11 protein-coding genes and 1 tRNA gene are annotated in these 12,318 nt (G+C 67.3%); 6 read left to right on the top strand and 6 right to left on the bottom strand.

The window, feature by feature from the left end:
* The first annotated feature begins 84 nt into the window (after positions 1-84).
* From plsX to RBB34_RS07525, 4 genes are all read left to right on the top strand, one after another.
* The gene (plsX, locus tag RBB34_RS07540; RefSeq protein WP_306118589.1) at positions 85-1,155 is read left to right on the top strand and encodes a phosphate acyltransferase PlsX; all 1,071 of its coding nucleotides are present in this window, start codon (positions 85-87) and stop codon (positions 1,153-1,155) included.
* Positions 1,152-2,123 (top strand): beta-ketoacyl-ACP synthase III, encoded by a 972-nt coding sequence (locus RBB34_RS07535; RefSeq protein ID WP_306118588.1) that lies wholly within the window; start codon positions 1,152-1,154, stop codon positions 2,121-2,123. Before plsX ends, RBB34_RS07535 begins: the two co-directional genes overlap by 4 nt.
* A 155-nt stretch (positions 2,124-2,278) precedes the next feature.
* The gene (locus tag RBB34_RS07530) at positions 2,279-2,608 is read left to right on the top strand and encodes an integration host factor subunit alpha (RefSeq protein ID WP_306118587.1); all 330 of its coding nucleotides are present in this window, start codon (positions 2,279-2,281) and stop codon (positions 2,606-2,608) included.
* A 58-nt stretch (positions 2,609-2,666) separates the two neighbouring features.
* Positions 2,667-3,260 carry a MerR family transcriptional regulator gene (locus tag RBB34_RS07525; protein ID WP_306118586.1) on the top strand — a complete coding sequence of 198 codons (594 nt, stop codon included), beginning with the start codon at positions 2,667-2,669 and terminating at the stop codon, positions 3,258-3,260.
* A 49-nt stretch (positions 3,261-3,309) separates the two neighbouring features.
* Here the strand turns inward: RBB34_RS07525 and RBB34_RS07520 are convergent, their stop codons facing one another.
* Positions 3,310-3,750 (bottom strand): cytochrome c, encoded by a 441-nt coding sequence (locus tag RBB34_RS07520; protein ID WP_306118585.1) that lies wholly within the window; start codon positions 3,748-3,750, stop codon positions 3,310-3,312.
* A gap of 280 nt (positions 3,751-4,030) precedes the next feature.
* Between RBB34_RS07520 and RBB34_RS07515 the strand changes: the two genes are divergently transcribed.
* Positions 4,031-4,107, top strand: a tRNA-Pro gene (locus RBB34_RS07515).
* Positions 4,108-4,121: 14 nt separating this feature from the next.
* On the opposite strand, the gene RBB34_RS07510 is transcribed toward RBB34_RS07515, so the two are convergent.
* The 4 genes from RBB34_RS07510 to RBB34_RS07495 are packed head-to-tail and all read right to left on the bottom strand — an operon-like array spanning position 4,122 to position 8,727.
* Positions 4,122-5,366: an O-antigen ligase family protein gene (locus tag RBB34_RS07510; RefSeq protein ID WP_306118584.1), complete on the bottom strand. Its 1,245-nt coding sequence runs from the start codon at positions 5,364-5,366 to the stop codon at positions 4,122-4,124.
* On the bottom strand, positions 5,363-6,901 hold the full coding sequence (locus tag RBB34_RS07505) for an undecaprenyl-phosphate glucose phosphotransferase (protein ID WP_306118583.1): 1,539 nt from the start codon (positions 6,899-6,901) through the stop codon (positions 5,363-5,365). The genes RBB34_RS07510 and RBB34_RS07505 overlap by 4 nt, the downstream gene beginning before the upstream one ends.
* A gap of 44 nt (positions 6,902-6,945) precedes the next feature.
* Positions 6,946-8,124, bottom strand: coding sequence for a glycosyltransferase (locus RBB34_RS07500; protein WP_306118582.1), 1,179 nt, complete (start codon positions 8,122-8,124; stop codon positions 6,946-6,948).
* Between the two features lie 27 nt (positions 8,125-8,151).
* A complete protein-coding gene (locus RBB34_RS07495) occupies positions 8,152-8,727 on the bottom strand; it encodes a polysaccharide biosynthesis/export family protein (RefSeq protein ID WP_306118581.1) in 576 nt (191 codons plus the stop codon).
* 250 nt (positions 8,728-8,977) lie between these two features.
* Between RBB34_RS07495 and RBB34_RS07490 the strand changes: the two genes are divergently transcribed.
* Positions 8,978-11,128 (top strand): Wzz/FepE/Etk N-terminal domain-containing protein, encoded by a 2,151-nt coding sequence (locus RBB34_RS07490; RefSeq protein ID WP_306118580.1) that lies wholly within the window; start codon positions 8,978-8,980, stop codon positions 11,126-11,128.
* Here the strand turns inward: RBB34_RS07490 and RBB34_RS07485 are convergent, their stop codons facing one another.
* A complete protein-coding gene (locus RBB34_RS07485) occupies positions 11,129-12,286 on the bottom strand; it encodes a GNAT family N-acetyltransferase (protein ID WP_306118579.1) in 1,158 nt (385 codons plus the stop codon).
* Positions 12,287-12,318 lie beyond the last annotated feature (32 nt).

Genomic DNA, 12,318 nt, shown 5'->3' with positions numbered 1-12,318 from the left:
AATGGGTATCTTGCCGCTCAAACCGGCTGCGATCGACGGCCCTTCCCCGGCCGCCGCAGGACCGCGAAACTGGATCGGATCAACGTGATCACAATCTCACTGGATGCCATGGGGGGCGACCACGGCCCGTCGGTTGCCATTGCCGGCGCGGCGATCTCGCTTCAGCGCCATCCCGATATGCAGTTCGTGATCTATGGCGACAAGGAGCAGATCGACGGTCACCTCGCCGCCCATGCCGCGCTCGCCCGGGCGAGCCGCGTCGAGCATTGCGAGGTTGCCGTGCGCATGGACGAAAAGCCCAGCCAGGCGCTGCGCAATGGCCGCCGCAATTCCTCGATGTGGCGCGCCATCGAGGCGGTGCGCGAGGGCGAGGCCGATGTGTGCGTGTCGGCCGGCAATACCGGCGCGCTGATGGCCATGGCGCGCTTCTGCCTCAAGACCATGGCCGATATCGAACGGCCGGCGATCGCCGCCATCTGGCCGACCATGCGCGGCGAATCGATCGTGCTCGATGTCGGCGCGACGATCGGCGCCGATGCGCGCCAGCTCGTCGATTTTTCGGTGATGGGCGCGGCCATGGCGCGCGCGCTGATCGAGGTCGAGCGGCCCACCGTCGGCCTGCTCAATGTCGGCGTCGAGGAGATCAAGGGCCAGGAACAGGTCAAGGAGGCCGGCACGATCCTGCGCGAGACGGCGCTCGACGGTCTGCAATATCACGGCTTCGTCGAAGGCGACGATCTGGGCAAGGGCACCGTCGATGTCGTCGTCACCGAGGGCTTTTCGGGCAATATCGCGCTCAAGACCGCCGAGGGCACGGCCCGCCAGATCGGCGAATATCTGCGCGCGGCCATGAGCCGGACGGTGTTCGCGCGCATCGGCTATTTCCTGGCGCGCGGCGCCTTTGCCCGCCTGCGCGACAAGATGGACCCGCGCAAGGTCAATGGCGGCGTGTTCCTCGGGCTCAACGGCATCGTCGTCAAGAGCCATGGCGGCACCGACGAGGAGGGCTTCGCCGCCGCCGTGGACATGGCCTACGACATGGTCCGCAACCGGCTTCTGGCCCATATCGGCGAGGACATCCGCCGTTTTCACGAGTTGCAGGGCCGGTCGCCGGGCAGCGACGGCGAAACCGCGAACATCAAGGCCGCTCAATGATCAGATCCGCCATTTCCGGGGTCGGCAGCGCATTGCCCCGGCGCGTCGTGCCCAATGCCGAACTCGAGGGCAAGCTCGAGACCTCCGATGCCTGGATCCGCCAGCGCACCGGCATCTGTCAGCGCTATATCGCCGGCGAGGGCGAGACCACAGCCTCGCTCGGCGAGGCCGCCGCGCGCCGCGCGCTTGGCGCGGCCGGATGCACGCCCGACGACATCGACCTGATCATCGTCGCCACCTCGACCCCCGACAACACCTTTCCGGCGACCGCCGTGGACATCCAGTGCCGGCTCGGCATGACCCATGGCGCGGCCTTCGACATCCAGGCCGTCTGCACCGGCTTCATCTATGCGCTCACCACGGCCGACACCTACATCCGCGCCGGCCTCGCCCGGCGCGTTCTCGTCATCGGCACCGAGACGTTCTCGCGCATCATCGACTGGACCGACCGGCGCACGGCGGTGCTGTTCGGCGACGGTGCCGGTGCGGTGGTCGTCGAGGAGGCCGCCGGCGTCGGCCTGACATCCGATACCGGCATCCTGGCCGCCCATCTGCGCTCGGACGGCCGGCACAAGGAAAAGCTCTATGTCGATGGCGGGCCGTCGACGACGCAGACCACCGGTCATCTGCGCATGGAGGGTCGCGAGGTCTTCAAGCACGCCGTCGGCATGATCACCGATGTCATCGAGGATTCCTTCCGCACCGCCGGCATCACCGGCGAGCAGATCGACTGGTTCGTGCCCCACCAGGCCAATCGCCGCATCATCGAAGCTTCGGCCAAAAAGCTGCAGATTCCCGAGCAAAAGGTCGTCATTACCGTCGATCGGCACGGCAACACCTCGGCCGCCTCGGTGCCGCTGGCCCTGTCGGTGGCCGTCGAGGACGGCCGCATCCAGCCCGGCGACCTTGTGCTTCTGGAGGCGATGGGCGGCGGATTCACCTGGGGCGCGCTGCTCGTGCGCTGGTAGTCGCAAGCCGTCGCGGGGGGCGCGGCAACAAGGCGAGCGGACCGCATATGCCCTGTAGCGATTTGGCACAACGGGGTCCATTTGCTTGAATCCAAAGGCGTTTCGCGGTACGCTCCCGGCCAAGATCGAACACGCGGTTGCGGGAAGACGACTTCATGGGGGAGAAAACGGTCACACGGTCGGACCTGACCGAAGCCGTCTACCGCAAGGTGGGCCTTTCCCGCACCGAATCCGCCGCTTTGGTCGAGATGATCATCAACGAGATCTGCGACGCGGTGGTGCGCGGCGAGACCGTCAAGCTGTCGTCCTTTGCCACCTTTCAGGTGCGCAGCAAGTCCGAGCGCATCGGCCGCAATCCAAAGACGGGCGAGGAGGTGCCGATCTCGCCGCGACGGGTCGTCACCTTCAAGGCCTCCAACGTGCTCAAGCAGCGCATCATCGATGGTTTCAAGGCGCGCAAGCACGCAGACGGCAGCTCCGGCTGAGCCCGGCCCCGGAGTTCTTTCGACCGACGACCGACCAACCACGACCGACGATCAACCGATGACCGACAAGAGCCCCGACGCCTTCCGCACCATCTCAGAGGTCGCCGACGAACTCGACCTGCCCCAGCACGTGCTGCGCTTCTGGGAGACGCGCTTTTCGCAGATCAAGCCGCTCAAGCGCGGCGGCGGCCGGCGCTACTACCGACCGGCCGATGTCGACCTTCTTCGCGGCATCCGGCACCTTCTTTACGAGGAAGGCTACACGATCAAGGGCGTGCAGAAGATCTTGCGCCAGAACGGGGTCCAGTTCGCCATCGCCATCGGCGCCGGCGACATGTCCGCGCTCGAGGAGATGACGCGGCGCACCGCCGAGGCGAAGGCCCGCGAGCAGGGCGCGCCGTCGGCCGAACCGGTTGCCTCCGAGCCGCCGCCGGTGCGGGCCGAGCCGCGCCCGGCCGACGATCCGGACCAGGACATGGTCGTCGGCCATGCCCGGCCGCGTGCGCGCGGCATCTTCTCGCTGGGCAAGGGCGGGGAGGCGGCGCAGGCCGGGTCCGGCGAGGGCGCCCTGTCGCACGACAACCGCACGCTGCTGCAGGAGGCGCTGTTCGACCTGCTCGAATGCAAGCGCCTGCTCGACCAGGCGCGCTGAACGCGCCGATTGCCCGCCCCTTTTATTCGTTCATTGCCTCTTGGCGCAGCTACTCCTGCTGAAGGCTTTCGATGTAATCGACCAGTGCGACGAGGCGCGCCCTTACAAGCAGTTCTGAACCGTATGGGCCGCCAGTCGCGCCGACCTCACGTTCGAAGACATTGCCCCAGATCGGCATGTCCGCGGCACCGTGGCCCCTCACCCCGGTTCGCCCGTCGACGACCTGAAAGACCTCCAGATACGGAAACACGCCATCGTTCTGCTGGGTCAGCACCGTCAGGTTGCTGGGTTCAACCGTCAAATACTGGCCGAACTCACCGCCACCGCGGCCCTGCGTCCCGTGGCACACCGCGCACGCTTCAAGATAAAGCTGTTCACCAACCGCGTGATCCTGGGCATGAACTGGCGCGGCGGCCATCGAAAGAGTGCATGCAATTGCTGCGGCAAGTGTTTTTGGGGTGTTACGCATTGCAAAAAAATGACTGTACATGGACATATCTCCAAGGTTAGATCAGCTCTAGGCTCTACTCCCAACCAAGAAGTCTTTTTGCTACAGCTATGCTATAGATCGTTGTCCAATAGCAGGTCCGATCCTTCCGGATCGACCATCGAGAGTATGCCTCCAAAAATTGTGCAACGTCAATAGACTGGCGAGGCCCGTGCGATCAGGACGTCCGCTGCCGTCGCCTGCTGTATGGCCGGTTTTTCCACCGACGCCGCCATTGCGGGCTTGCACGACTAATCGCACGACACTAAGGATAAAGGCATGTCGGAGCGTAGCGCAGCCCGGTAGCGCACTACACTGGGGGTGTAGGGGTCGTGGGTTCGAATCCCGCCGCTCCGACCATTTTTCAAGACAATTCAATACCTTGCCGGCGTTTGCGGATTCGCCGCGCTATGCCGCGCCTCGAGCGCGATGCAGCCCCAGATCATACCCAGCAGCAGGAAGAAGTGGCGCCAGTGGTCGGTATCGATCACCAGGCCGACCAGCATGTGCCCGAAAAAGACGACCAGGGCGCACACCAGATAGGGCTGCCAGGGCCGGTCGCGAAAGGCGATCCTGAGCCCGGCGCCAAGGGTCCAGACGACCAGCGTCAGATAGGCGGCAAAGCCCAGCCATGAATAGTCGGTCAGCGTCTTCAGGAAGATGTTGTGCGGATCCTCGCCATAGATGTGGCCGAATTGCAGGACGCCGGTGCCCAGCGGCTGTTCGGTCGCCGCCAGCAGGCCGATCGCATGGCGGGCGAAGCGTCCCAGGCGCGCCCCGTCATAGTCCTGCACCAGCCGCGCCCGCTCGACCAGCATGTCGCGCACCACGTCGAACTGGACCGCAACGAGCAGCGCCAGCGTCACCGCGGCCAGCGCGCCGGTCGCCATCAGGAACACGCGCAGCCGGTATCGCCGCGACGGCGAGGCAGCCAGAACGAACGTTGTCAGCAACAGCGCGCAGACCACGTACAGGCCCCAGCCGGCGCGCGAGAACGACAGGAAGATCGCAAAGCTCACGATCGTCAGCGGCACCAGCCGCCACAGCGCTCCCGCAACGGGCCGCGTCAACACGCCATAAAGGCACCAGGTCGCGGGCAGGGCGAGGAAGGGCGCGAACACGTTGGGGTCCTGAAAGGCGCCCATGGCGCGCCCATAGCGGGTGAAGACCTCGGTGCCCGGCACCAGGCCGAAATAGCCCACGATCCCAAGCGTCGCGGTCAGGACGGCGGCGGCCATGTAGCCGGCCATGATGTTCCCCAGCCGACGATGATCGGCCGCGATGACCGCCGCAAAGAACATCGCGGTGATCGCAAGGAAGGTCGAGACCGCGAGATGCAGCGGCGCCTGGCCCCAGTCGGGCATGGTCAGCATGGAGACCAGCCGGCCCAGATTGAGCAGCACGAGCAGCGCGATCAGCGGCGCGATGGCCGCCGGCAGCCGCAGGCCGAACAGCGCCCAGATGCCGATCAGCCCGGCCAGATAGACTTCGTAGGGCGCCGGTTCGGCGATGACGAAACCGCTCAGAAACGCCCCGGCAAAGATCGCCGCGCCCGCGCCGATCCGGATCAGAGCCCGGTTCTCGTCGGCCGGCGACAGGGCGGGCGCGGCATCGGTCAATAGGCGTTTTCCGTGTTCAGCAGCCGGATCGGCGTCAGGAACAGGATCTTGAGATCCATCAGCACCGACCAGTTCTCGATGTAGTAAAGGTCGAACTCGGTGCGCTTGCGGATCTTCTCGTCGGTGTCGACCTCGCCGCGCCAGCCATTGACCTGCGCCCAGCCGGTCACGCCCGGCTTGACCCGGTGGCGGGCGAAATAGCCGTCCACCACCTCGCCATAGAGCTTGTCGCGCGTCTGCGCATGCACCGCATGCGGGCGCGGGCCGACCAGCGAAAGATCGCCCCTGAGCACGTTGAAGAACTGCGGCAGCTCGTCGATGGAGGTCTTGCGGATGAACCGGCCGACCGGGGTCACGCGCGGATCGTCCTTGACCACGGCATTGCGCGCCGTCGGGTCCTGATGCTCGACATACATCGAGCGGAACTTGAAGACCTCGATGACCTCGTTGTTGAAGCCGTGACGCCGCTGCACGAACAGGGCCGGCCCCTTGCTCGTTGCCTTGACCGCGATCGCGGTCGCGATCATCACCGGCGAGAACGCGACGATGCCGAGCAGCGAGAAGACGATGTCGAAGGCGCGCTTGGCGACATGGTCCCAGTCGCGCAGCGGCCTGTCGAAGATGTCGAACATCGGCACCTTGCCGACATAGGAATAGGTGCGCGGGCGGAACCTGAGCTTGTGCGAGTGGGCCGACAGCCGGATGTCGACAGGCAGCACCCACAGCTTCTTGAGCATGTACAGAACGCGGCTCTCCGCATCGAGCGGCAGCGACACGATCAGCATGTCGATGCGTGCCCGGCGCGTGAATTCGACCAACTCCTCGATATCGCCCAGCTTGGGATAGCCGGCTACGATCAGCGGCGAGCGTGCGTCGTCGCGATCGTCGAAGATCCCGCAGATGCGGATATCGTTGTCCGGCTGGAGTTCGAGCGCGCGGATCAGCTTTTCGGCGGGCTGGCCGCCGCCGACGATCACCGCGCGGCGCTCCATGGTGCCGTTGCGCGCCCATCTGCGCACGCGCCAGTTCAGCACCGTGCGCGTGGCGAACAGGAAGGCAAGGCCCGCCAGATAGGACGAGCCGAACCAGAAGCGGCTGAAATCGTCCGAGATCTTCAGAAAGAAGCCGGCCAGCGCCATCAGCGCGAAGGCGGCCGTCCACATCAGCACGAGCCGCGGGAACCAGGCCAGCGAATTGCGCAGGGCGCGGATCTGGTAGCCCTCGGCGAACTGCGCCAGCGTCACATACAGCGCCGACAGCGAGACGATCGCCAGCGGATATTCCCAGATCATGGTCCTGGGCACGCCGACATAGGCCAGCATGATCGCCGTCATGATCAGCGCAAGGCCGGCGAACTCGAACAGCCGCAGCACACCGCTGACCATGGTCGGCGAGATCGTGTCGCGCCTATAGTCGTCGGCGATCCGGGCGGCAAGCCGGTTGAGCCTGCCCTCCTTGATGACGAGTTCGTCGCCGGTCATGTAGCTCCGCACGCTCTCGGCCGAGTAGCGCAGGCGCGGATCCATTTCGTTCATGGCGCGATCCAGTTCGATGCCCGTGCATCTATGTCGTAGCGCGCTTAAGAAACGTTTGATGAGCGCGGCTCAATGGCACGTTTCACGGCCCGGTCGGGGCTCTTTCGCGCCTGCAGCAGGGCCTCGCGGCACGCATTGGTGATGGCCTCGGCCATCGCCGCGGTGGAAAACCGTTGGCGCAGCGTGTCGACCGGCGGCATGCGGCGGCCGAGCGCCCCGGGATCGTCGAGCGCGGCGGCCATCGCGGCGGTCAGATCGGGCAGGGTGGGGGCGATCAGCGCATCGCCGTGCCCGCCCATGATCTCGGCGATGCCGCCGACATCGGTCGCGATCAGCGGCCTGCCGGCCGCCAGCGCCTCCAGAACGATATAGGGCATGGCCTCGGCGCGCGAGGGCATGACCACGGTGCGCGCCAGCGCAAAGGCCGCGCGCGCCGGCATGGGCGGGCGCAGGGCGACGACATCGCCAAGGCCGGCCTCGGCGATGCGCGCCTCGATGGCGGCACGGTCCGGGCCGGCGCCGACCATGACCGCGCTGACACTGGTCTTGCCGCCATCGGACAGCGCGGCGAGCGCATCGACGAACAGGTCCGGTCCCTTCAGCCGGCGCATCTCGCCGATGAACAGGAAGTCGGCGGCGTCGGGAGCGGTGAGGACCGGCGTGAACTCGGCCGGCGTCAGCCCGTTATGGACGACGCGCGTTGCGCAGCGCGGCGCGCCGATCTTGGCGCGGTAGGCCGCGCGTTCGTGATCGGCGACGAACAGGATCGTTTCGCAATGCCGTTCGAGCAGCCTTTCGATGGCGAAATAGACCTTGCCGGCCGTGCTTTCGGGATCGTAGTGCAGGCTTCCGCCATGGGGCGAGTAGAGCCGCGCCGGCGGCGCGTTCCGGTTCGCCAGCCGGCCGATGGCGCGCGCGTAGACGCCGCCCTTGGCACCGTGGCCGTGAACCGCGTCCGGGCCGAGCCGGCGCAGGATCTTCAGTATCTTGCGGGCCGAGGCAATGTCGGCGAAGCCGATACTGCGCGCCATGCGAACACGATGCAGGCCAAGCGCCAGCTTTGGCGCCAGCGCCTCGAGCGCGGCCTCGTCATAGCCCTGCGTGCCTTGCACGTCGCAGACAAGGCCGACCGCGTGACCGGCCTCGGCCTGCGCCCGCGCCAGGTCGCGCACATGGCGCAGGACGCCGCCCATGGGTGCGCGCAGCACGTGGACGATGCGCATGGGCGGTCGCGCGCGCACGATCAGCGCTCAGAACAGCCGTTCGCGCACATAGATCGTGTCGCCCGGCAGGATCGGATCGGAGATCAGCACGCGGCCCGTCATCACCTCGCCATTGATGTGCCGGGTGATATCGGCATTGGCCTGGTTTGCGCGTGGGGTGAAGCCGCCGGCCGAGGCGATGGCCGACTGGACCGTCATGCCCGGCACATAGGAATACTGGCCCGCCGCGCCCACTTCGCCCATCACATAGATCGGCCGGTAGCGCTCGACCTCGACCGACACGTCCGGGTTGCGCAGAAAGCCGTTGCCGAGCTTGCCGGCAATGGCGCTTTCGATCTGGTGCACGGTGCGTCCGCGCGCCGCCACCGCGCCGATCAGCGGAAACGAGATGTAGCCGGACTGGTCGACCGCGTAGGAATTGGTCAGATCGAGCTGGTTGAACACCGTCACGCGCACCGCATCGCCCGCATCGAGCACGTAGGGCTGGCCGATGGCGGCGTGAAAGGCCGGCGGGGCAGGGCGGTATCCGGTGCAGGCCGACACGGCAACAAGCGCCGCTCCGGCGACGAGAACGTTCACAACAGGTCGCAAGCAATAACGCATCGACACGTCCACCCGGTCCGATCATAGGGGCGCGCAGGCCCCGGCATGCCGGAGGTTATCGCGCCGTTAGGGTTAATGGCCGGTAAAGCACAAGCGCCATGCGGTGACCGGATTTGCTGTCTGCGGGCCAAAGCCTCAGCGCGGTTAACAAAGCCTCAATGAGTATGAGCGAAAGCTTTCGGGCCGGTTTACGCGCTGGTTACCATGATCGTTTACTGCTCCTTGGAGCAGGGTGTCCGGAGTATTCGTAATGTCCGCAACGTCATACCAGTCGCGCGATGCCGATATCGACATCGGCTGGCTGTTCGCGGCCCTGTGGCGCGACAAGTGGTTCGTTCTTGGCGGCGCGTTGGGGCTTGCGGCGCTGGTCTTTTTCGGCCTGTCGCTTCTCACGCCGCAATACCGGACCGATGCGCGCGTTCTCATCGATGCCGGCGAGTCCGTCTTCACCCGGCCCGAAGGCGACACGACCGGCGACCGCACACGCCTCGACCAGGAGGCGGTTGCCAGCCAGGTGCAGATCATCACCTCCTCGGACCTGCTCTTGCAGGTGGCGGACGAACTCGACCTGTCCTCGCTGTCGGAATTCAATGAGGGTGCCGATGGCGGTCTTTTCGGCCTTTTCGGGTTTGGTTCGGCGACACCCGGTGTCCTGGCCGACAAGCGCGTGCTCGCCGTCCTGCGCGAACGCCTGACCGTCTATCCGGTCGACAATTCGCGCGTCATCGTCATCGAGTTCCGCTCCGCCGATCCCGAACTGGCCGCCCGCGTGCCCAATGCGCTCGCCCGCGCCTATGTGGCGCTGGAAAGCCGGGCGCAGCTTCAGGGCACCCAGGCCGCCGCCGACTATCTCGCCGCCGAGATCGCCGAGCTCGAACAGGGCGTGCGGGAGGCCGAGCAGGCCATTGCCGAATTCCGCGCCGCCTCCGGCCTCTTGATGGGCGACAATGCGACGGTCCTCGCCACGCAGCAGCTTGCCGAACTGTCGAGCGAACTCTCGCGCGTGCGCGCCGACCGCTCCTCGCTGGAAGCACGCGTGCGCTCGGTCGAGAGCGCGCTGGCGGGCGGCGCCGCGCTCGACACGCTGCCCGATGTCATCGCCTCGCCGCTGATCGTGCGCCTGTCCGAGCAGGAGGCGACGCGCACCGCCCAGCTCGCCGACCTTTCGACCACGCTTCTGCCCGGCCACCCTCGCATCCAGGCGCTGCGCTCGCAGATCGCCGATCTTCAGGCGCAAAAGCGCGCTCAGGCTGAGCGCGTGCTCGCCGGCCTGCGCAACGAGGCGCGGATCGCCCGCGAGCGCGAACAGGAGATCAACGCCGAACTGAACACGCTCAAGGCGGCCTCCGCCCAGGCCAATGAGCGCGAGGTCGAACTGCGCGCGCTCGAACGGCAGGCCCAGTCCCAGCGCGCCCTGCTGGAGTCCTATCTGGTCCGCTTCCGCGAGGCCCAGTCGCGCGACGAGGGACAGTACGCGCCGGCCTCGGCGCGGCTGATCTCCTCGGCCACCGTTCCCATCGAGCCGGCCTTTCCAAGGCTCGTCCCGATGACCGCGGCGGCCTTCGTCGGCGGATTGCTGCTCATGGTGCTTATCACGCTGCTGCGCGAACTGTTCTCGGGCCGCGCCCTGGTGCCCGCGGCGCAGGCCGCTCCGGTCGCCGGCGATCGCCCCGGCCAGGGCGCGATATCGGCGCCGCCGCCATCGGTTCCGGCCGCCCGGCCCGGGCGTGGCGACGCCACACCGCGCCCGGCGTCGCAGGGCCGGGGTCCCGCCAACGACAATTTCACGATCGATGCGGTCACCGGCGCGCTGATCCGGCGCGGAGCCGGCCGGGTCCTGGTCGTCGCCCCGATCGAGGGCGCCGCCGACCGCAACGGCGTCGATCTGGCCCGGCGCATCGACGCCAAGGGGCTGCGTTCGATCCTCGTCGACCTGACCGGCACCGGCACTGCCGGCGCCCACATGCTCGAGGACCCGCTCGTTCCCGGCATCAACGATCTGCTCGCCGCCGATGCGTCCTATCACGACGTCATCCACCCCGACCGGGCCTCGCGCGCCCATGTGGTGCCCGCTGGCCTGATCGATCCCGAGCGCGCGCTCGCCGGCATCGATCGTCTGCCCGGCGTGCTCGACGGACTGGCCTCGGTCTACGACATCGTCGTGGTCGATTGCGGCATGACCGATGCACAGGGGCTGCGCGCACTGGTCAGCACCGACGCCGAGCTGGTGCTGTCCATCGACGAGACGGTCGGCGAGCGCGCCACGCAAACCGCCCGCGATCTCGCCGAAAACGGCTTTGACGACCTCTTGATACTCGTCGCCGATTCCGACGGCGAGACCGGTCCCGATGGCGGCGAGACGGTCGAGGACACGGCCCGCGCCGGCGCCGCCGGCACTTGATCAGCCCGTTGGCGCCAGCCGTTTGCGCGCCGCCTTGGTCAGCGCCCAGAGCCGTTCGTGCGACTTGACGAAACGCACGGCACGGCTGCGCGCGAGTTGCGCGACGGCGCTGGCCCGGCCGGCCGGCGTCAGCCCCAATGCGGTGTCGACATGGGTGGTTTCGATGTCGCACCAGGCGCGCTTGTAGGGCTCGTCGCCAATGCCGAAATCGAACACCGCCAGCTTGCGCGCGCAGGCATGCGCGATGGCGCTGAAGAACAGCATCTCGCCCGGCCCGGCATGGGCGAAACGGGCGTCGAACGTGCCGAACTCGACCGTCAGCCGACCGTCATGGATGGTGCAGCCGATGATCGCCGCCGGCACGTCCCCGACCGTCAGCGCGTGCAGTTCGAAGGCCGGGACGCCGCTGCCGAAAAGGGCGTGGAAGAAGGCCCGGGTCGGCGCGTCGCCGAAGACATTGACGATGCCGGCCTGCCGGAAGCGTTCGGCCTTCAGCGCAAGGAAGGCGTCCAGCGTCTCGGTGACGGCCTGGCTGGGCACCGGATGGTGAAAACGCACCGTGCCCATCGCCTGCAGCTTGCGCAGATGGTTGCGGTATTTCTTGCGCTTGCGCTTGCCGCTGCGGGCGGCCAGCACCGCGTCGAACCCGCCCTGAAGCGAAAACGAAAGCGCCACGTTCGGGCTCGGCACGCTGCCGCGCAGAACGAAGGGGTTGGCCAGGCCGCGCCATTGCCGGTGCTGGCGCTCGAGGATCACGGCCGAGGCGGGCAGGGCGGCGCGCTTCAGCGCCCGCCGGACGGCGCCGGGGCCGCACTGGGCAAGCGCGGCGAGATCGGCCGGCCGGCCGAGCGGGAAATTGCCGTTGGCGTGCCGGCCGCCGCAATAGCCGGCAATGCCCTGGCTGCACACCTCGAGCGGCAGCAGTACCGGGCCGTGACCGGCCGCGCGCATCTGCACGAAGACCGGCCGGCAGCGGACCTTGTCGAGCCATGCGGCCAGGAATGCCGGGTGCTGGTAGCCGGTATGGATCGCCTCGCCGGACAGCGCGTCGACCATGGCATGGGCCTCGAGCACGCTCGTGCCCACACGCACATCGATGGCGGGCGCGCGGCCGCGCGCGGCGGCGGGGTCGTCAAGGCGCAGCGAGGCATCAACCATGTCTCAATCCTTTTGGCGATACAGTGTGCGCC

Origin of the sequence: Roseitalea sp. MMSF_3546 (genome assembly GCF_030732865.1) — a bacterium.
Taxonomy (GTDB): Bacteria; Pseudomonadota; Alphaproteobacteria; order Rhizobiales; family Rhizobiaceae; genus Roseitalea.
Note: the sequence above shows the minus strand (reverse complement) of the source record. Positions and strands in the feature narration are given on the sequence as shown.